Here is a 20061-nt window from a genome sequence, read left to right on the forward strand (position 1 = left end):
GCCGGACGGACCGGACACTCCCGAACGCGCGCCCGGTCCCTGTGGACGACGGGCCCCCTGTGGACAGGCGGGCTCCCCGTGCGGGTCAGTCCTTGTGGACGGTCCCGTCCGGGTCCAGGCCCCGGAAGGAGAGGATCACGATCAGGATGCCGCCGCAGACGATCGCCGAGTCGGCGAGGTTGAAGACGGCGAAGTGCTTGGGCGCGATGAAGTCCACGACCGCACCCTCGAAGACGCCGGGCGAGCGGAAGATCCGGTCGGTGAGGTTGCCCAGGGCTCCGCCGAGCAGCAGGCCGAGCGCGATCGCCCACGGCAGGCTGTGCAGCTTGCGCGCGAGACGGGCGATCACGACGATCACGGACGCCGCGATCACCGTGAAGATGATCGTGAAGGCCTCGCCGATGCCGAAGGCCGCGCCCGCGTTGCGGATCGCGGCGAACCTCAGCCAGTCCCCGATGATCTCGATCGGCTCGTGGTGCTCCAGCTTCGCGACCACGATCATCTTGCTGACCAGGTCGAGAAGGTACGCGAACACGGCGACCGCGAACAGCACGGCGACCCGCCGTTTGCCCCGGGGGCGCTCCGGAGCCTGCTCCCGCTCCTGCTCCCGCTCGGCGTCGGGCCGCTCCTGCCCGTCCCCCGCCGCGTCCGGGGTGTCCGGGGTGTCCGGAGTACCGATGATGCGCTCCGCCTCTGCCACGTGAGTCCCTCAGCCTAGGTCCTTGACTGAGGACGAGGGTACGGCACACCTTCCGCCCCGGCTGCTGGTCAGTACCGGCGCTCCTGCTTCTGCTTGCACTCCACGCACAGGGTGGCCCGCGGGAAGGCCTGCATCCGCGCCTTGCCGATGGGGTTGCCGCAGTTCTCGCACAGGCCGTAGGTGCCGGCGTCCAGGCGGTCCAGGGCGCGCTCGGTCTGGGTGAGCACCTCGTTCGCGGTGGCGGCCAGCGCCAGTTCGTGCTCGCGCGTGATGTTCTTGCTGCCGGTGTCCGCCTCGTCGTCGCCCGCGCCGTCGCCGGAGTCCCGCATCATGCCCTGGAGGGACCGCTCGGAGGAGTCGATCTCGCTGCGCAGCCGTACGGCCTCGGACTGCAGCTCCCCGCGCGCCTCCTCGACCTCTTGCGGGGTCCAGGGGTCCTCGCCGGGGCGTACCGCGAGTTCGCCGGGGTCGGCGGCGGCGCCGCGGGCCTTGGGAACAGCGGTCTTGGCCGCCGTGGCCGTGCCAGGAGTCTTCTTCGCAACCACCGTCGTGGCTCCCGTCTGCTCCGCGGCCTCGGCCGCGCCCACTTTCTTGGCCGTGCTCTTCTTCGCCGTGCTCTTCTTCGCCGTGCTCTTCTTCGCCGTCTTGGCCGCGGTCTTCTCTGCCGGGCTCGTCTCGGCCGCCGTCTTCTTCGCCGGGGCCTGCTTCGAGGTGCTCTGCTCCGCGGTGCTGCTCTTCTTGGAAGTGCTCTTCTTGGCGGTGCTCTTCTTGGCGGTGCTCTTCTTCGCCGCGGTCGACTTCTTGGTGGCCGCCGCCTTCTCGGCGGTCGCCTTCCCGGCCGTCGTCCTCTTGGCAGCGGTCTCCTCCGCAGCCGCCTGCGACTGCTCTTCGGCGGTCTTCTTCGCCACCATGGCCGCGGCCCCTTCACATATTGTGATCTTGCGCGCGAATCGTGCTGGGACGATAAATCGACTCCGGCCCCGCGGCAACGGGGCACGCCGCCCGATTCGCCCGCCCACCGTGCGCCACGCGGCGAGCATGAATGCGTTGTGCCCAGCTCCCCGCCCGGTAATCCGCCGGAACGGCTCCCGGCCGGGACCGCCCGGGAGGCCGGATGCCGCGCGGTGGCATTCGGGTCACACAGGGCCATACGGAGGCCGTACGCCGCCCCCGCTTCCCCGGGCGCGAAAAGCGGTCGGCCGCTGTCCGTGCGGCGCCGTACACTGGGCGGAGCGAAAAGCGTGGATGGGGACGAGTAGCGGCGTCAGCAGCCCAGAGCGACCCGGGGACGGTGTGAGCCCGGGGGCGAGCGCGACGTGAAGATCACCCCGGAGCCGCCGGAAGAAAGCCGTGGCAGGACAGCCGGGGCGAGTAGAACCGGCTCGCGACCCCAATGAGGGGGCTGACCGGCGCACACGACGCACCGGGGAGCCAAGGAGGGTGGTACCGCGGGAGCACGTCTCTCGTCCCTCCGACGGAAGGCAGCACGTCCGCCGGAGGAAGCTCGTTGAATACGCAGCCGCAGTACCGCCAGGTGCCCGCCCAGGTCGACCTGCCCGCGCTCGAACACGCGGTGCTCGACTTCTGGCGTGAGCAGAAGATCTTCGCCAAGAGCCTGGAGCAGTCCGAGGGGCGCCCCGAGTGGGTGTTCTACGAGGGCCCGCCCACCGCCAACGGCATGCCCGGCGCCCACCACATCGAGGCGCGCGTCTTCAAGGACGTCTTCCCCCGCTTCCGCACCATGCGCGGCTACCACGTGGGCCGCAAGGCCGGCTGGGACTGCCACGGGCTCCCGGTCGAGCTGGCGGTGGAGAAGGAGCTGGGCTTCTCCGGCAAGCAGGACATCGAGGCGTACGGCATCGCCGAGTTCAACGCCAAGTGCCGCGAGTCGGTGACCCGCCACACCGACGCCTTCGAAGAGCTCACCACCCGCATGGGCTACTGGGCCGACCTCCAGGACCCGTACCGCACGATGGACCCCGAGTACATCGAGTCCGTCTGGTGGTCGCTGAAGGAGATCTTCAACAAGGGCCTGCTGGTCCAGGACCACCGCGTCGCCCCCTGGTGCCCCCGCTGCGGCACCGGCCTGTCCGACCACGAGCTGGCGCAGGGCTACGAGACGGTCGTCGACCCGTCCGTCTACGTCCGCTTCCCGCTCACCTCGGGACCGCTGGCCGGCGAGGCCGCGCTGGTCGTCTGGACGACGACCCCGTGGACCCTGGTCTCCAACACCGCGGTCGCCGCGCACCCCGAGGTCACCTACGTCGTCGCCACCGACGGAGACGAGAAGCTCGTCGTCGCCGAGCCCCTGGTCGCCAAGGCCCTCGGCGAGGGCTGGGAGACCACGGGGCAGTCCTTCACCGGCGCCGAGATGGAGCGCTGGACCTACCAGCGCCCCTTCGAGCTGGTGGAGTTCCCGGAGCCGGCCCACTACGTCGTCAACGCCGACTACGTCACCACCGAGGACGGCACCGGCCTCGTCCACCAGTCCCCCGCCTTCGGCGAGGACGACCTCAAGGTCTGCCGCGCCTACGGCCTGCCGGTGGTCAACCCGGTCCGCCCGGACGGCACCTTCGAGGAGGACGTCCCGCTGGTCGGCGGCGTCTTCTTCAAGAAGGCCGACGAGAAGCTGACCGAGGACCTGCACGAGCGGGGCCTGCTCTTCAAGCACATCCCCTACGAGCACAGCTACCCGCACTGCTGGCGCTGCCACACCGCGCTGCTGTACTACGCGCAGCCGTCCTGGTACATCCGCACCACGGCGATCAAGGACCGTCTCCTCGAGGAGAACGAGAAGACCAACTGGTTCCCGGACGCGGTCAAGCACGGCCGGTACGGCGACTGGCTGAACAACAACATCGACTGGGCACTCTCCCGCAACCGCTACTGGGGCACCCCGCTGCCGATCTGGCGCTGCGAGGAGGACCACCTCACGGTCGTCGGCTCGCGCGCGGAGCTGACCGGGCTGACCGGCACGGACCAGTCGGCCCTGGACCCGCACCGCCCGTACATCGACGACGTGACCTTCGCCTGCCCCCAGGACGGCTGCGGCAGGACCGCCACGCGCGTGCCGGAGGTCATCGACGCCTGGTACGACTCGGGTTCGATGCCGTTCGCGCAGTGGGGCTACCCGTACAAGAACAAGGAGCTGTTCGAGAGCCGCTATCCGGCGCAGTTCATCTCCGAGGCCATCGACCAGACCCGCGGCTGGTTCTACACGCTGATGGCGATCGGCACCCTGGTCTTCGACAAGTCGTCCTACGAGAACGTGGTCTGCCTCGGTCACATCCTCGCCGAGGACGGCCGCAAGATGTCCAAGCACCTGGGCAACATCCTGCAGCCGATCCCGCTGATGGACCAGCACGGCGCCGACGCCGTCCGCTGGTTCATGGCGGCGGGCGGCTCCCCGTGGGCGGCCCGCCGGGTCGGCCACGGCACCATCCAGGAGGTCGTCCGCAAGACGCTCCTCACCTACTGGAACACGGTCGCCTTCCAGGCCCTGTACGCCCGCACCTCGGGCTGGGCCCCGAGCGAGGCGGACCCGGCCCCGGCGGACCGCCCGGTCCTGGACCGCTGGCTGCTCTCCGAGCTGCACGCGCTGACCGACCAGGTCACCCAGGCACTGGACGCGTACGACACCCAGCGCGCCGGCAAGCTGCTGTCCGCGTTCGTCGACGACCTGTCCAACTGGTACGTGCGCCGCTCCCGTCGCCGCTTCTGGCAGGGCGACAAGGCGGCGCTGCGCACCCTGCACGAGGTCGTCGAGACGGTCACCAAGCTCATGGCGCCGCTGACCCCGTTCATCACCGAGCGGGTCTGGCAGGACCTGGTCGTGCCGGTCACCCCGGGCGCCCCGGAGTCGGTCCACCTGTCCTCGTGGCCCGAGGCCGACCTGTCGTCGATCGACCCGGAGCTGTCGACGCAGATGGTCCTGGTCCGCCGCCTGGTCGAGCTGGGCCGTGCCACGCGCGCGGAGTCGGGCGTCAAGACCCGGCAGCCGCTCAGCCGCGCGCTGATCGCGGTGTCGGGCTTCGACCTGCTCTCCCCCGAGCTGCACACACAGATCACGGACGAGCTGAACGTCGAGTCGCTCGCGTCGCTGAGCGAGGTCGGCGGCTCGCTGGTCGACACGACCGCGAAGGCCAACTTCCGGGCGCTGGGCAAGCGGTTCGGCAAGCGCGTCCAGGACGTGGCCAGGGCCGTGGCCGGCGCGGACGCCGCCGCCCTGTCCCTCGCCCTGCGCGAGGGCACGGCCTCGGTGGAGGTCGACGGAGAGACGATCACCCTCGCCCCCGACGAGGTGATCATCACGGAGACGCCGCGCGAGGGCTGGTCGGTCGCCTCCGACTCGGGCGCCACGGTCGCGCTGGACCTGGAGATCACGGAGGAGCTGCGCCGCGCGGGCCTCGCCCGGGACGCGATCCGCCTGATCCAGGAGGCCCGCAAGAACAGCGGCCTCGACGTCGCCGACCGGATCGCCCTGCGCTGGACTGCCACGGACCCGGCGACGATCGCGGCCCTGGCCGGCCACGCCGGCCTGATCGCCGACGAGGTCCTCGCGACGGACTTCGCCCAGGGCGAGGCGGACGACACGTACGGCGCCCCGTTCACGGACGAGGGCCTGTCCTTGGTGTTCCGCCTGCGCAAGCAGTAGCCGAGGGAACGCAACGAGGGCCCGCATCCGGGGGATGCGGGCCCTCTGCCGCAGAGCTGCGGGCAGTCGTGCCTCCCCCAGTGCCTGAACGGCCTGGGAGGTACCCCCAGGGCGGCACCCGTCCCAAAGAGAGCGGCACCCCGCAACGCCGGGCAGCACACCCCGCCCGGACCGGCACCCGCACCCGCACCCGCACCCGCACACAACACAGGGGCGGGCCCCAGGTTCGAAAACCCGGGGCCCGCCCCTTGAACGCTGCCGACGGCAACGCCGTACTACCTGCCGGACGTCAGTCCGAAGCAGCTCAGTTGTCGTCCTCGTCGATCAGGAACCCGCGCATCGGCGAGGGCGCCTGCCCCATCGGCGACGGCCCCTGCGGCCGCACCGGCGCCATCGGCTGGGTCATCGCGGGCGACATCTGCTGCTGACCGCCGTAGGACGGACCGGACTGGCCCGGCCCACCGCCCATCGACTGGTTGCCGCCGTACGACGGGGCGCTCGCGCCGGCCGGAGCCATCGAGGGCGCCGGGGACGGCGGCAGGGAGGCCGTCGCGGGCGTACGCGGCGGGGCCAGCGAGTCGTCCGCCTGGGTCTCCAGCTGTCGCAGCTGCGACTCCAGGTACGACTTCAGCCGCGTCCGGTACTCGCGCTCGAAGCCGCGCAGGTCCTCGACCTTGCGCTCCAGCGTGGCGCGAGCGGACTCCAGGGAGCCCATCGCCACGCGGTGCTTCTCCTGCGCGTCCCGCTCCAGGGCGTCCGCCTTGGCGCGGGCGTCCCGCTCGAGACCCTCGGCACGCGAACGCGCCTCGCCGACGATCTTGTTGGCCTCGGAACGGGCCTCGGCGATCGCCTGGTCGGCGGTCTGCTGGGCCAGCGAGAGGACACGCGCGGCGCTGTCGCCACCGGGGCCACCCTGACCGGGCATGCCGGGGCCACCGGGACCCTGCGGGCCGCCCATGGGGCCACCCATCGGACCGGGACCCATCTGACCCTGCATCGGACCCGGGCCCTGGCCCATCGGCCCCGGACCCTGACCCATCGGGCCGGGACCCTGCGGGCCACCCTGACCGCCGGGGCCGGCGGGCAGTTGCGGGGCGCCGCTCGGCAGCTGGGGCGGACCACCCATGGGGCCACCCATCTGCTGCTGCGGCGGGCCCGATATGCCGGCGGGCACCGGAGCGCCGGGACCTCGCATGCCCTGCTGCGGCATCCCGCCCTGCTGCGGGTGACCCTGCTGCGGGTGACCCTGCTGGTGCGGCGGCTGTCCCTGCTGGTGCGGTGGCTGCTGATCCTGCGGCGGTTCCGGAGGCTTGCGCATGTTCTGCTGGTTCTGCGCGGCCGCACGCGTCGCCGCGGCCAGCTTGGCGCGCAGGTCCTCGTTCTCGCGGAGCAGGCGGGTCAGTTCGGCTTCGACCTCGTCGAGGAAGGCATCGACCTCGTCCTCGTCATAGCCTTCTCGGAGGCGGACGGTCGTGAACTGCTTGTTCCGCACGTCCTCGGGGGTCAACGGCATCTCTTCACCTCAACGTTGTCGTCGGCATTCGGCAAGCCCGTATCTCTCTCATCGATCACAGCCGGCTCACGATCGAGATCAGGATGTAGACGATGATCATCAGTACGAAGAAGGACAGGTCGAGCGCCACGCCCCCGAGACGCAGCGGCGGGATGAACCGCCGCAAAAGCTTCAACGGTGGATCGGTGACAGTGTAAGTGGCCTCCAGAACGACCACCATCGCCTTGCCGGGTTGCCACGAGCGGGCGAACTGGAAGACGTAGTCCATGACCAACCGGAAGATGAGCACGATGAGGAAGCACATCAGCGCGATGTAGACGACATCCAGGACCACGCTCATGACCTGTGCTTCCCTCTCCCCTGAACCATCTCTCGGACCCTTCCTCGGGCCCGCGTTCTTGCTCTGTACCGGTGGTGCGTCTCAGCTCTGGTTGAAGAACCCGCCCTCTGCGATGCGGGCCTTGTCCTCCGCCGTGACATCGACGTTAGCAGGAGACAGCAGGAACACCTTCTGCGTCACCCGCTCGATACTGCCGTGAAGACCAAACACCAAACCGGCCGCAAAGTCGACAAGTCGCTTCGCATCTGTGTCATCCATCTCAGTGAGATTCATGATCACCGGCGTGCCCTCACGGAAGTGTTCCCCGATGGTACGGGCCTCGTTGTAGGTCCGGGGGTGAAGCGTGGTGATCCGGTAGGGCTCTCGTTCGGACACGACCTTGGGCATGATGACCGGTGCGCTCTTTTCCAGGCTTGCGCGTTCTTGTGTGATGGACGCCACGGGCGCGATACGCGCCGGACGGCCCGATTCCGCCGCGAGCGAAGCAGAACGGGGCACCGGCTCGCGCTGTGCGGGCGGTTGTACGACTCGTACCTCTTCGTCCCTTTGGGACTGATGCGAACCATGTGACTGGTGCGCCGGTTCATGCCGTCGGTGGTCCCGCTCGGGCTCCGGGTCCAGTTCCGGTTCGAAGTCGTCGTCGGGGTCGAACCCCCGGCCGTCGTACCCATCGTCCTCCACGAGGCCGAGGTAGACCGCCATCTTGCGCATCGCGCCGGCCATTCTCTGAGTCCTCCGCTCTGTGGTGGATCGGCTGACGACTGCCAAGTGCCTGCGATCCACGAGGTCGTTGCGTCCGCCTTTCAGCGGTAATGACCATATTTTCTGCTGTGGTCCGACTTCTTGGCGACGTTACCCGAGCCCGGGTCGGACTCCGAGTACCGCAGTGCCGACGCGTACATGTGTCGCTCCGGCGGCCACGGCCTGTTCGAGGTCCGCACTCATCCCTGCGGAGACCATGTTCGCAGCAGGATGAGCTCGGCGCACGTGGGTCGACAAATCCATGAGGTGCTCGAACGCCGCTTGTTGGCGTCCCGCGTACTCGCCGGTGAGCGGGGCCACGGTCATCAGACCGTCGAACCGCAGCCCGTCCGATCCGGCGACGAGGTCGGCCAACTCTTCGATTCCGGCGGGTGAGACGCCACCCCTCTCGCCGCGCGCGCCCTCCCCCGCGTCGAGCGCGACCTGGACGAGGCAGCCCAGCTCGCGTCCGGCCCGCACCGCCTCCTTCGACAGGGCCGTGACGAGCCTGGCGCGGTCCACGGACTGCACGACATCGGCGTAACCGATCACGGAGCGCACCTTGTTGGTCTGCAGCTGACCGACGAAATGCCACGAAAGCGGCAGATCCGAGCATGCCGCGGCCTTGGGTGCCGCGTCCTGGTCGCGGTTCTCGGCGACGTGGCGCACCCCGAGTTCGGAGAGAATGCGCACATCGTCCGCCGGATAGGTCTTGGTGACCACGATGAGGGTCACCTCCTCCCGGGGCCGGTCCGCGGCCGCGCACGCGGCCGTGATGCGCTCCTCCACTTTCGCCAGGTTCTCGGCGAGTTCGTGCTTACGGTCCGTCATGCCCCATCAGTCCAGCCACACATAGCCCGCGAGCCGCCCGGTGGTGCGGTCGCGTCGGTACGAGAAGTGGTCCTTCGACTCCCGGGTGCACACCGGCGACTGCGCCCGGTCGCGCACCCCGAGGCGTTCGAGCTGCGCGTGCACGCCGGCGCTCACGTCGAGGGCCGGTGTGCCCCAGCTGGTGTCGGCGTGCGCGGCCGGTTCGACGGCGGCCACCTCGGCGCGCATGTCCTCGGGCACCTCGTAGCACCGCCCGCAGACGGCGGGTCCGGTGCGGGCGACGATCCGGGCGGGGTCCGCGCCCAGTTCGGTCATGGCCCGGACGGCGGCGGGGACGACCCCGGCGACCAGTCCCGGCCGGCCCGCGTGGGCCGCGGCGGCGACGCCGGCGACGGGGTCGGCGAGCAGTACGGGCACGCAGTCGGCGGTGAGGACGGCGAGGGCGAGACCGCGTTCGGCGGTGACGACCGCGTCGACCCGGGGGACCGTGCTCTCCCCCCAGGGCCCGTCGACCACGGCGACGTCGGCACCGTGCACCTGGTTCATCCAGACCACCCGTGCCGGGTCGACACCCAGCGACTTCGCCGCCAGCTCCCGGTTGGCGGTGACGGCGCCTGGGTCGTCACCGACCGCGCCGCCGAGATTGAGCTCCTCGTACGGAACGGCGCTCACTCCGCCCCACCGGTCGGTGAAGCCGAAGTGCGCGCCGTTCACGGTGTCGCGCTGTCCTATCACTTCAGGAAGTCCGGCACGTCCAGTTCCTCGGCGGCGCTGTCCGAGTAGGTCCGCGACGGCGGGACCGGCGGCGCGGAGACCGGCGGCAGGTCGCTCACCGGCTCCGGCGCGGGCGCCTGCTCCGGCTCCTCCTTCGGCTTGACGCTGCCGAGCGAACCGAAGGACGGGCGGCTCTCGGACTGCCGCGCCGGGGTGGGCTCCTCGCGCTTGGCCGAGGAGGAGCCGAGGACGTTGTCCCGCTTGGACGGCGGCTGGCCGCCGTCGAAGCCGGCCGCGATCACGGTGACCCGCACCTCGTCGCCCAGGGCGTCGTCGATGACCGCGCCGAAGATGATGTTGGCCTCGGGGTGGGCCGCCTCGCTGACCAGTTGGGCGGCCTCGTTGATCTCGAACAGACCGAGGTCGGAGCCGCCCGAGATGGAGAGCAGGACGCCCCGGGCGCCGTCGATGGACGCCTCCAGGAGCGGCGAGGAGATCGCCATCTCGGCGGCGGCCACCGCGCGGTCGTCGCCGCGGGCCGAGCCGATGCCCATGAGGGCCGAACCGGCCTCGGACATGACCGACTTGACGTCGGCGAAGTCCAGGTTGATCAGGCCGGGGGTGGTGATGAGGTCGGTGATGCCCTGGACACCGGACAGCAGCACCTGGTCGGCGGACTTGAACGCGTCGAGCACGCTGACCTGGCGGTCCGAGATGGACAGCAGCCGGTCGTTGGGGATGACGATGAGGGTGTCGACCTCTTCGCGGAGTTCGGCGATGCCGTCCTCGGCCTGGTTGGCCCGGCGCCGCCCCTCGAAGGTGAACGGGCGGGTGACCACACCGATGGTGAGGGCGCCCAGCGAGCGGGCGATGTTCGCCACCACCGGCGCGCCGCCGGTGCCGGTGCCGCCGCCTTCACCGGCTGTCACGAAGACCATGTCGGCCCCCTTGAGGACCTCCTCGATCTCCTCGCGGTGGTCCTCGGCGGCCTTGCGGCCGACGGCCGGGTTGGCTCCGGCGCCGAGTCCGCGGGTGAGTTCGCGGCCGACGTCGAGCTTGACGTCGGCGTCGCTCATCAACAGCGCCTGCGCGTCGGTGTTGATGGCGATGAACTCGACGCCCTTGAGACCGACCTCGATCATCCGGTTGATGGCATTGACACCACCGCCGCCGACACCGATGACTTTGATGACTGCGAGGTAGTTCTGCGGTGCTGCCACGTCGAAGGCCTCTCGCCTCGAGTTACGTGTCGCCCGACCGCCGAAGCACTGATGCCCCCGCGACCCGACGACTGATGCCGATTGGGACGGTCCGTAGCGCCGACCCGAACCCTAACGCTGAAGTTTAGGGTTACCAGTGTGTCTGTTCCTTGGACTCTTCCGAACAGGACACTAAGTCGACAAGTGGCGCACGTTCAACGAACACGCCGAACCTCCCGTTTTTCTTTTCACCCTATGTGATCAGCCGTAGCGCTGCCCAACCAGGGTGCTGGCCTGCACGTATACCCGTCAACTCCCGGATGACGCCGGGGCGGTGGGAACACTCACGTCGAAGTGCCGCGCATCCGGCGTCGCTTTCATCAGCGCGGTGAGTGCGCGGGCTTTCTGCACACCCTGCTCACCGCTCCCCCACGACACGGTCCTCTCGCCGCTCAACTCCAGCGAGATGTCGTCGTAGGAACGGACCTTGACGAGCCGTGCGTCCCGGGCGACCGCGTCCGGAAGCCGCCCGGCCACCCGTACCGCCTCCCGTACCAGGCGGTCGTCGTCGAAGCGGCGCAGGCTCGCCGCGGCGGAGCCGGAACGCACGGGATCCAATTTCAGCTCCGGCACGCCTTTCGGAGCGCGGGAAACCGTGGCGAAACGGACACCTTCATCGTCCACTTCCACGAAGTTTCGGCCCTTTTGGACAATCAGAACCGGGGTACGCTCGGTCACTTTCAGTCCGATTCCGTGCGGCCAGGAACGCTCCACGCCGACCTCGTCAATGCGGGGCAATTTCCGGCGCAGTCGCGCCTCGACCGCCTCCGTGTCGACGGAAATCAGCGGGTCCCCGACAGGCACGTCGGCGGCCTCGCGCACCTGTGCGGCGGTCAGGATCCGGGTTCCCGAGACCGACACGCGTTCCACGCGCGTCCAGTCCGAGCCGTAGAGCACCCAGAGGGTCCCGCCCGCCACGAGCACCAGCGCGACGGCAAGAATGATGATCGTACGAAGACGGGGCGGGCCGAACCGGCGCGCGCGGGGCGGGCCGGACGACTCCTGCTGGCGTGCACCGCGTTCGGCGGTGGTCGGTCCGGCCACGCTCCCTGCCTTCCGTCATACGTGTCTAGCGATGCGCACGGGCGGCGATCGCCTCGTACACCATGCCGACGAGCAGGTCGTCGGCGTCCCGGCGGCCGAACTCGGCGGCGGCGCGGGACATCTCGTACAGCCGGTGCGGGTCGGCCAGCACGGGCAGCACGTTCTGCTGGAGCCACTCGGGCGTGAGCTCCGCGTCGTCGACCAGCAGTCCGCCGCCGGCCTTGACCACCGGCTGGGCGTTGAGCCGCTGTTCGCCGTTGCCGATGGGCAGCGGGACGTAGGCGGCCGGGAGCCCGACGGCGGAGAGTTCGGCGACGGTCATCGCGCCCGCGCGGCAGAGCATCATGTCGGCGGCGGCGTACGCGAGGTCCATCCGGTCCAGGTAACTTACCGGGATGTACGGGGGCATTCCCGGCATCTGGTGGACCTGCGGCAGTTCGTTCTTGGGCCCGACCGCGTGCAGGATCTGGATGCCGGCCTGCTGGAGCCAGGGCGCGACCTGCTGCACCACCTCGTTGAGGCGGCGGGCGCCCTGCGAGCCGCCGGTGACCAGCAGCGTGGGCAGGTTGGGGTCGAGCCCGAACATGGCGCGGGCCTCGGGACGGGCGGCGGCCCGGTCGAGGGTGGCGATGGAGCGGCGCAGCGGGATGCCGATGTAGCGGGAGTTGCGCAGCTTGCTGTCGGGGGTGGAGACGGCGACCTGTGCGGCGTAGCGCGAGCCGATCTTGTTGGCCAGGCCGGGGCGGGCGTTGGCCTCGTGGACGACGATCGGCACGCCGAGCCGCTTGGCCGCGAGGTAGGCGGGCAGCGCCACGTAGCCGCCGAAGCCGGCCACGGCGTCCGCCTTGGTGCGCTCCAGGATCTGCTCGGCCGCCTTGATCGTGCCGCGCAGCCGGCCCGGGACGGTGATCAGCTCGGGGGTGGGCTTGCGCGGCAGCGGTACGGCCGGGATCAGCGCCAGTTCGTAACCGCGCTCGGGTACGAGGCGGGTCTCGAGGCCGCGTTCCGTGCCCAGGGCCGTGATACCCACGGTCGGATCCTGCCTGCGCAGGGCGTCCGCGAGGGCGAGCGCGGGCTCGATGTGGCCCGCGGTTCCTCCGCCGGCGAGTACGACATGCACCGAAATTCACCGCTCTCCGGACGAGCGCGCCGCCGAGGCGCGCCGTCGCATCGTGTTCCAACTCCCAGGGCTCCGCTTGGCCGCGGGTCCCCTGGCTCCCCGCTTTCTACCAAAGCGAGGTTGCCGCAACGCAAGCGCCGCCCGCGCACCGGGTTCGTCACGCGCGAAGGCGATCAGCAGTCCGATGGCGAACATGGTCGGCAACAGGGCGGAACCCCCGTAGGAGAACAGCGGGAGGGGGACACCGGCGATCGGCAGCAGCCCGAGGACCGCACCGATGTTGATCACGGCCTGGGCCGTGATCCAGGTGGTCACGCCTCCCGCGGCATACCTCACGAAGGGGTCCTCCGTGCGTCCGGCCACGCGGATACCCGCATAGCCTAGAGCCGCGAAGAGGGCGAGTACCGACAGCGTCCCCGCCAGGCCCAGTTCCTCGCCGGTGACGGCGAAGATGAAGTCGGTGTGTGCCTCGGGGAGTTGCCCCCATTTCTCCACACTGGCACCGAGCCCGGACCCGAACAGTCCGCCGGAGGCCAGGGCGTAGATGCCGTGCACGGCCTGCCAGCAGGAGTCGCCCGGTCCCGGGTCGGTGGCGCCGAGGCAGTTGAGCCGGGCCATGCGGTTGGGGCTGGTCTTGATGAGGATGAAGCCGAGCAGCACGGCGATCGACAGCACGCCCGCGAACAGCCGCGTGGGCGCGCCGGCCAGCCACAGCAGCCCGAACAGGACGGCCGTCAGGATGATCGCCGTGCCCATGTCGCCGCCGATCATGATCAGCCCGAGCAGCATGAACGCGGCGGGCACCAGCGGCACCAGCATGTGCTTCCACTGCGCCAGCAGCTTCTTGTCCTGCTTGCGGGCGAGCAGGTCCGCGCCCCACAGCACGAGGGCGAGCTTGCCGAACTCGCTGGGCTGGATCTGGAAGGAGCCGCCGAGCGCGATCCAGTTCTGGTTGCCGTTGACCGCCACTCCTATCCCCGGCACCTGGACCAGGATCATCAGGAAGACGGCGCCGGCGAGGATCGGGTAGGCCAGCGCCCGGTGCAGCTTCACCGGCATGCGCATCGCGGCCACCAGGAGGCCGGCGCCGATCAGGGCGGCCAGGGCCTGCTTGCGGAAGAAGTACGAGCCGGGCAGCGACAGCTGGAGCGCGGTGATCTGGGACGCCGAGTAGACCATCACCAGGCCGAGCACGGTGATCAGCAGACTGCCGCCGAAAATCAGGTAGTACGCGGTCAGCGGCCGGTCCCAGGCGCGGTGGAGGCGGTGGTAGAGGCGGATCACCGGGTTCTCGTGCGGCGGCCCCGGCGTCGCGGGTCGCCTGACGGCCCGCTGTACGGGCGGACGTCCGGTACGGCTCTGGGGACTACCGGGCATCGCTGCCTCCGCTGTACGTCGGCATGGACCGTCCCACCCGTCCTCCCGAGTTCACCCGGCGCAGGAGGCGGCCGGGTCAGGCGCCGAGTTCGCGAACGGCCTGCGCGAACGCGTCACCGCGCTTGTTGTAGTTGGTGAACATGTCCATGGAGGCACAGGCCGGAGCCAGCAGCACCGTGTCACCGGGCCGGGCGAGCCGCCGCGCCTCCTGGACGGCCTGGAGCATCGCACCAGTGTCGGTCCGGCCGAGGTCGACCACGGGTACTTCCGGGGCGTGTCGCGCCAGGGCTTCGCGGATCAGGGCGCGGTCGGCTCCGATGAGGACGGCACCGCGCAACCGCTTCGCCGCGCCCACGACCAGCTCGTCGAAGGTCGCGCCCTTCGCGAGCCCGCCGGCGATCCAGACGATCGACTCGTACGCCGCCAAAGAGGCCTCGGTGGCGTGGGTGTTGGTGGCCTTCGAGTCGTCCACGTACGCCACCCCGTCCACGTCCGCGACGTGCGCGATGCGGTGGGCGTCCGGTGTGAAGGCGCGCAGCCCGTCCCGTACGGCGGCCGCGGAGACGCCGAAGGAGCGGGCGAGGGCCGCGGCGGCGAGGGCGTTGGCGATGTTGTGCGGGGCCGGCGGGTTGACGTCCGAGACCTCGGCGAGTTCCTGGGCGTTCTTGTGCCGGTCCTCGACGAAGGCGCGGTCGACCAGGAGGCCTTCCACGACGCCGAGTTGGGAGGGCGCCGGGGGGCCGAGCGTGAAACCGACGGCCCGGCAGCCCTCCTCGACGTCGGCCTCGCGGACCAGGTCCTCGGTGGACGGCTTGTCGGTGGCATCGACGTTGTAGACGCAGGCGACGCGATTGCCCTCGTAGATACGGCCCTTGTCGGCGGCGTAGGCCTCCATCGAGCCGTGCCAGTCGAGGTGGTCGGGCGCGAGGTTGAGCACGGCGGCCGAGTGGGCGCGCAGGGAGGGCGCCCAGTGGAGCTGGTAGCTGGACAGCTCCACGGCGAGGACGTCGTACTCCTCCTCGCCGGTGACCGCTTCCAGCAGGGAGACGCCGATGTTGCCGACGGCGGCGGTGCGCAGACCGGCCGCCTTCAGGATCGACGCGAGCATCTGGACGGTGGTGGTCTTGCCGTTGGTGCCGGTGACGGCCAGCCACGGCGCCGCCTTCCTGCCGTCCCGGCCGCGCAGGCGCCAGGCCAGCTCGACGTCGCCCCAGACCGGGACGCCGGCCTGCTCGGCCGCCCTGAACAGGGGCTTGGTGGGCTTCCAGCCCGGTGCGGTGACGATCAGCTCGGTGCCCTCGGGGAGCCCCGCGGCGGAGCCGCTGTCGGATGCTGTGCCCTCGCCCAGGCGCACGGTGACGCCGAGCGCCTCCAGCTCCGCCGCCTGCGCCCGGGCGCGCTCGTCCGCGCCGTCGTTGACGACGGTGACGTGCGCGCCGAGCCCGTGCAGCACCTTGGCCGCCGGGACGCCGGAGACGCCCAGTCCGGCGACGGTGACGTGCTTGCCGGTGAATTCCGAAGGCACCGAGGAGGTCACTTGTCCGCTGCCCATCCCGCGTAGAAGAGGCCGAGTCCGACGATCACACAGATGCCCTGGATGATCCAGAAGCGGACCACGACAAGGACCTCGGACCAGCCTTTGAGTTCGAAGTGGTGCTGGAGTGGCGCCATCCGGAAAACCCGCTTGCCGGTGAGGCGGAAGGAGCCGACCTGGATGACCACCGACATGGTGATCAGGACGAACAGGCCGCCCAGGATGGCCATCAGCAGTTCGGTGCGCGAGCAGATCGCCAGACCCGCGAGCACACCGCCGAGCGCGAGCGAACCGGTGTCGCCCATGAAGATCTTGGCCGGCGAGGTGTTCCACCACAGGAAGCCGAGGCAGGCGCCCATCAGCGCGGACGCGACCACCGCGAGGTCCAGTGGGTCTCTCACCTCGTAGCAGGCGCCCGGGTTGGTCAGGGTCAGCGCGTTGGCGCAGGACTCCTGGAACTGCCAGACGCCGATGAACGTGTAGGCGCCGAAGACCAGGACGGAGGCGCCGGTGGCCAGGCCGTCCAGGCCGTCGGTCAGGTTCACGCCGTTCGACATCGCGAGGATCATGAACAGCGCCCAGATGACGAACAGCACCGGGCCGATGGTCCAGCCGAAGTCGGTGATGAACGACAGCTTCGTGGACGCCGGGGTGTTGCCGCGGTTGTCCGCGAACTGGAGCGCCAGCACGGCGAAGGCGATGCCGACGGTCAGCTGGCCGATCATCTTCGCCCTGGCCCGCAGGCCCAGCGAACGCCGCTTGACGATCTTGATGTAGTCGTCGAGGAAGCCGACCAGGCCCATGCCCACCATCAGGCCGAGCACCAGCAGACCGGAGAAGGTCGGCCCCGTGTTCGTCTTCGGATCCAGGTAGCTGGTGATCACCTTGGCCAGGAAGTACGCGGCGACCGTGGCCAGGATGAAGGCGATACCGCCCATGGTCGGCGTACCGCGCTTGGCGGCGTGCTCGCGCGGGCCGTCGTCGCGGATGTACTGGCCGTAGCCCTTGCGGGCCAGCAGCTTGATCAGCAACGGGGTGCCGACCAGCGTCAGGAAGAGGCCAATGACTCCTGCGAACAGGATCTGCTTCATCATCGGGCGGCAACCTCACCCTCGGCGCCGGTCTCGAGCAGCGCCGTGGCGACGCTCTCCAGACCCACCGAACGGGACGCCTTCACGAGCACGACGTCTCCTGGGCGCAACTCGCTGCGCAACAGGTCGACCGCCGCCTGTGCGTCGGACACGTGCACCGACTCCTCACCCCACGAACCCTCGTTATATGCGCCCAGTTGCAGCCATCGGGCTTCCCTGCCCCCGACCGCGACGAGCTTGCCGACATTGAGCCGGACGGCGAGCCGTCCGACCGCGTCGTGCTCGGCGAGCGCCTCGTCCCCCAGCTCGGCCATCTTGCCGAGCACCGCCCACGTGCGACGCCCCTTGCCCATGGCCACCAGCGCGCGCAGCGCTGCCTTCATGGACTCGGGGTTCGCGTTGTAGGCGTCGTTGACGACCGTCACGCCGTCCGGGCGCTCGGTGACCTCCATCCGCCAGCGGGAGAGGGAGCCCGCCTCGGAGAGCGCGGTGGCGATCTCGTCTGCGGACATGCCCAACTCGTGGGCGACGGCGGCCGCGGCGAGCGCGTTCGACACGTGGTGCTCACCGTACAGGCGCATGGTCACATCGCTTGCACCGGAGGGTGTGTGAAGGCTGAAGGAAGGCTGTCCGCTGTCCGTGAGTCGCACGTTCTCGGCGGACACGTCCGCTTCGTCGGACTCTCCGAAAAGGACCACCTTCGCCTTCGTTCGGGAGGCCATGGCCCGTACGAGGGGGTCGTCCGCGTTGAGGATCGCGGTGCCGCCCTCCTCGGCCGGCGGCAGCGCCTCGACGAGTTCGCCCTTGGCCTGGGCGATCTGCTCCCGGCCGCCGAACTCGCCGATGTGCGCGGAGCCGACGTTGAGGACGAGGCCGACCTTCGGCGGGGTCAGTTCGCAGAGGTACCGGATGTGGCCGATGCCGCGGGCGCCCATCTCCAGGACGAGGAACCTGGTCTCGTCGGTGGCGGTGAGCGCGGTGAGCGGCAGCCCGATCTCGTTGTTGAGGGAGCCGGGCGTGAACACCGTGGGCGCCTTGCGGCGCAGCACCTGGGCGATCAGGTCCTTGGTGCTGGTCTTGCCGGCCGACCCGGTGAGGGCCACGAGGGTGGTGCCCAGGCGCCGTACGACGTGCCGGGCGAGGGCACCGAGGGCGGCCTGGACGTCCTGCACGACGATCGCGGGCACGCCGACGGGGCGGGAGCCGAGGACGGCCGCCGCACCCGCTTCGACGACCGCGGCGGCGAAGTCGTGGCCGTCCACCCGCTCGCCCACGAAGGCGACGAAGAGGCTGCCGGGCCCGGCTTCCCGGGAGTCCCGGACGACCGGCCCGGTGACCTGCACGGACGCGTCCGGTATGTCATGCATCCGCCCGCCGACGACTTCTGCGATCTCGGCGAGTGAGAGGGTGATCACAAGTTCGTCCCCTGGATCGGGATCAGGATCGGCTGGATCATTCGCAATCTCATCCCTGGGTCTTCTGGATGGCTTCGCGCAGCACCTGGCGGTCGTCGAAGGGACGGACGACCCCGGCGATGTCCTGGCCCTGCTCGTGGCCCTTGCCCGCCACCAGCACGGTGTCTCCGGGCTCGGCCCGGGCGACGGCGGCGGCGATCGCGGCGGCCCGGTCCTCGAAGACCTGCACCTCGCCGCGCTCGTGCGCGGGCACGGACGCCGCTCCCTGGAGCATGGTGGCGAGGATCGCGAGGGGGTCCTCGGAGCGGGGGTTGTCGGAGGTCAGTACGGCGGTGTCGGCGAACCGGGCCACGGCGGCGCCCATCGGCTCCCGCTTGGTGGTGTCCCGGTCGCCGCCGCAGCCGAGCACGGCGTGCAGCTTGCCCTCGGTCACCTTGCGGAGCGCCTTGAGGACGGATTCGACCGCGTCGGTCTTGTGGGCGTAGTCGACCACCGCGAAGTACGGCTGGCCCTCGTCCACGCGCTCCAGGCGGCCCGGCACGCCCGGTACGGCGGCGACGCCGTCGGCGGCGGTCTGCGGGTCGAGCCCCGCGGCGGCCAGGGCGACGATCGCGGCGAGGGTGTTCGCCACGTTGAACGGTCCGGCCAGCGGGGACTTGGCGGTGATCCGCTCGCCCTTCGGCCCGAGCACGGTGAACGTCGAGTCCAGCGGGCCCACCTCGACCTCGTCGGCGCGCCAGTCGGCGTCCGGGTGGCCCTCGGCGGAGTAGGTGACGACCGGGACGGTGGCCTCGTTCGCGAGGCGGCGCCCGTACTCGTCGTCGACGTTGACCACGCCGAGTTTGCTGCGTTTCGGCGTGAACAGCTGCGCCTTCGCCTGGAAGTAGTCCTCCATCCCGGAGTGGAACTCCATGTGTTCCGGGCTGAGGTTGGTGAAGACCGCGATGTCGAAGACGCAGGCGTCGACCCGGCCGAGCACCAGGGCGTGGCTGGAGACCTCCATGGCGACCGCGTCGGTGCCGCGCTCGCGCATCACCGCGAACAGCGCCTGGAGGTCGGTGGCCTCGGGCGTGGTCCGCTCGGACTTGATGCGCTCGTCGCCGATGCGCATCTCGACCGTGCCGATCAGGCCGGTGGACTTCGCCGTGCGCAGGCCGCCCTCGACGAGGTAGGCCGTGGTGGTCTTGCCGGAGGTACCGGTGATGCCGATCTGGAGCAGGTCGCGGCCGGGGTGGCCGTAGATCGTGGCCGCCAGCTCACCCATCCGCGCGCGCGGGTCGTCGACGACGAGGGCCGGCAGACCGGTGGCCGCGACGCGCTCCGCGCCGGCCGGGTCGGTCAGCACGGCGGTGGCGCCGAGGCCCGCGGCCTGGGTGACGAAGTCGGCGCCGTGGGCGCGGGCTCCGGGGAGGGCGGCGTACAGGTCACCGGGGCGGACTGCGCGCGAGTCATGGGTGATGCCCGTGACCTCGGCGGGGCCGTCCGGCGCGGCGGCACCCAGCTGATCGGCGAGTTCCGCGAGGGGTGTGGCGGAGATCCGCACCGGCCGGGGCGGTCCCGGGTATGTCACGGGGTGGCCCTTCTGGGTGGTTTGGGACTGATCAGGGTGTGGCACGGCGGTGAGCGTACCGGGCGTACCCGCCTCCCGGCGAAGTGAGGGCCGGGGGGAGGCCTGGGAGGCGTTCTGGTTCCCGGGGTCGGGGGTGATCGTTGTCACGGGTGGTTCCT

16 protein-coding genes are annotated in these 20061 nt (G+C 70.4%); 1 reads left to right on the forward strand and 15 read right to left on the reverse strand.

What is annotated here, in order from left to right:
* Window positions 1–85 precede the first annotated feature (85 nt).
* Both lspA and ACGH7X_RS10550 read right to left on the reverse strand, forming a co-directional pair.
* A complete protein-coding gene (gene lspA, locus ACGH7X_RS10545; protein ID WP_399884001.1) occupies window positions 86–700 on the reverse strand; it encodes a signal peptidase II in 615 nt (204 codons plus the stop codon).
* A 68-nt stretch (window positions 701–768) separates the two neighbouring features.
* Window positions 769–1611 (reverse strand): TraR/DksA family transcriptional regulator, encoded by an 843-nt coding sequence (locus ACGH7X_RS10550; RefSeq protein ID WP_399884003.1) that lies wholly within the window; start codon window positions 1609–1611, stop codon window positions 769–771.
* Between the two features lie 596 nt (window positions 1612–2207).
* On the opposite strand from ACGH7X_RS10550, the gene ileS reads away from it, so the two are divergent.
* A complete protein-coding gene (gene ileS, locus ACGH7X_RS10555; protein ID WP_399884005.1) occupies window positions 2208–5354 on the forward strand; it encodes an isoleucine--tRNA ligase in 3147 nt (1048 codons plus the stop codon).
* A 304-nt stretch (window positions 5355–5658) separates the two neighbouring features.
* On the opposite strand, the gene divIVA is transcribed toward ileS, so the two are convergent.
* The 13 genes from divIVA to ACGH7X_RS10620 form a co-directional block, all read right to left on the reverse strand.
* Entirely contained in the window at window positions 5659–6867 is a 1209-nt protein-coding gene (divIVA, locus tag ACGH7X_RS10560; RefSeq protein ID WP_399884007.1) for an apical growth/hyphal branching protein DivIVA, read from the reverse strand.
* A gap of 55 nt (window positions 6868–6922) precedes the next feature.
* Window positions 6923–7207, reverse strand: coding sequence for a YggT family protein (locus ACGH7X_RS10565; protein ID WP_007448661.1), 285 nt, complete (start codon window positions 7205–7207; stop codon window positions 6923–6925).
* A gap of 81 nt (window positions 7208–7288) precedes the next feature.
* On the reverse strand, window positions 7289–7930 hold the full coding sequence (locus ACGH7X_RS10570; RefSeq protein ID WP_399884009.1) for a cell division protein SepF: 642 nt from the start codon (window positions 7928–7930) through the stop codon (window positions 7289–7291).
* A 129-nt stretch (window positions 7931–8059) separates the two neighbouring features.
* Window positions 8060–8779, reverse strand: a complete 720-nt coding sequence (locus ACGH7X_RS10575) for a YggS family pyridoxal phosphate-dependent enzyme (RefSeq protein WP_399884011.1) — start codon at window positions 8777–8779, stop codon at window positions 8060–8062.
* A gap of 6 nt (window positions 8780–8785) precedes the next feature.
* The gene (gene pgeF / locus ACGH7X_RS10580) at window positions 8786–9514 is read right to left on the reverse strand and encodes a peptidoglycan editing factor PgeF (protein WP_399884013.1); all 729 of its coding nucleotides are present in this window, start codon (window positions 9512–9514) and stop codon (window positions 8786–8788) included.
* Window positions 9511–10713: a cell division protein FtsZ gene (ftsZ, locus tag ACGH7X_RS10585; protein WP_217170497.1), complete on the reverse strand. Its 1203-nt coding sequence runs from the start codon at window positions 10711–10713 to the stop codon at window positions 9511–9513. The genes pgeF and ftsZ overlap by 4 nt, the downstream gene beginning before the upstream one ends.
* 288 nt (window positions 10714–11001) lie before the next feature.
* A complete protein-coding gene (ftsQ, locus tag ACGH7X_RS10590; protein ID WP_399884015.1) occupies window positions 11002–11796 on the reverse strand; it encodes a cell division protein FtsQ in 795 nt (264 codons plus the stop codon).
* 25 nt (window positions 11797–11821) lie between these two features.
* Window positions 11822–12916 carry an undecaprenyldiphospho-muramoylpentapeptide beta-N-acetylglucosaminyltransferase gene (gene murG / locus ACGH7X_RS10595; protein ID WP_087809847.1) on the reverse strand — a complete coding sequence of 365 codons (1095 nt, stop codon included), beginning with the start codon at window positions 12914–12916 and terminating at the stop codon, window positions 11822–11824.
* 6 nt (window positions 12917–12922) lie between these two features.
* Window positions 12923–14293, reverse strand: a complete 1371-nt coding sequence (gene ftsW, locus ACGH7X_RS10600) for a putative lipid II flippase FtsW (RefSeq protein ID WP_399884017.1) — start codon at window positions 14291–14293, stop codon at window positions 12923–12925.
* 76 nt (window positions 14294–14369) lie between these two features.
* Window positions 14370–15818 carry a UDP-N-acetylmuramoyl-L-alanine--D-glutamate ligase gene (murD, locus tag ACGH7X_RS10605; protein ID WP_399896909.1) on the reverse strand — a complete coding sequence of 483 codons (1449 nt, stop codon included), beginning with the start codon at window positions 15816–15818 and terminating at the stop codon, window positions 14370–14372.
* Window positions 15819–15826: 8 nt separating this feature from the next.
* The gene (gene mraY / locus ACGH7X_RS10610; RefSeq protein ID WP_399896911.1) at window positions 15827–16918 is read right to left on the reverse strand and encodes a phospho-N-acetylmuramoyl-pentapeptide-transferase; all 1092 of its coding nucleotides are present in this window, start codon (window positions 16916–16918) and stop codon (window positions 15827–15829) included.
* Complete coding sequence (murF, locus tag ACGH7X_RS10615; RefSeq protein WP_399884019.1) at window positions 16918–18333, reverse strand: UDP-N-acetylmuramoyl-tripeptide--D-alanyl-D-alanine ligase; 1416 nt, start codon at window positions 18331–18333, stop codon at window positions 16918–16920. The genes mraY and murF overlap by 1 nt, the downstream gene beginning before the upstream one ends.
* A gap of 49 nt (window positions 18334–18382) precedes the next feature.
* The gene (locus tag ACGH7X_RS10620; protein ID WP_399884021.1) at window positions 18383–19903 is read right to left on the reverse strand and encodes a UDP-N-acetylmuramoyl-L-alanyl-D-glutamate--2,6-diaminopimelate ligase; all 1521 of its coding nucleotides are present in this window, start codon (window positions 19901–19903) and stop codon (window positions 18383–18385) included.
* Between the last annotated feature and the right edge of the window lie 158 nt (window positions 19904–20061).

Source organism: Streptomyces sp. BBFR51, assembly GCF_044591655.1.
In the GTDB taxonomy this organism is placed as follows: domain Bacteria; phylum Actinomycetota; class Actinomycetes; order Streptomycetales; family Streptomycetaceae; genus Streptomyces.

What these genes read in the sequence shown, in the direction of transcription:
- divIVA (WP_399884007.1), bottom strand. Translation starts at nt 6,867, where the DNA reads ATGCCGTTGACCCCCGAGGACGTGCGGAACAAGCAGTTCACGACCGTC.
- ACGH7X_RS10550 (WP_399884003.1), bottom strand. Translation starts at nt 1,611, where the DNA reads ATGGTGGCGAAGAAGACCGCCGAAGAGCAGTCGCAGGCGGCTGCGGAG.
- mraY (WP_399896911.1), bottom strand. Translation starts at nt 16,918, where the DNA reads ATGAAGCAGATCCTGTTCGCAGGAGTCATTGGCCTCTTCCTGACGCTG.
- ftsW (WP_399884017.1), bottom strand. Translation starts at nt 14,293, where the DNA reads ATGCCCGGTAGTCCCCAGAGCCGTACCGGACGTCCGCCCGTACAGCGG.
- ACGH7X_RS10565 (WP_007448661.1), bottom strand. Translation starts at nt 7,207, where the DNA reads ATGAGCGTGGTCCTGGATGTCGTCTACATCGCGCTGATGTGCTTCCTC.
- ACGH7X_RS10570 (WP_399884009.1), bottom strand. Translation starts at nt 7,930, where the DNA reads ATGGCCGGCGCGATGCGCAAGATGGCGGTCTACCTCGGCCTCGTGGAG.
- ACGH7X_RS10575 (WP_399884011.1), bottom strand. Translation starts at nt 8,779, where the DNA reads ATGACGGACCGTAAGCACGAACTCGCCGAGAACCTGGCGAAAGTGGAG.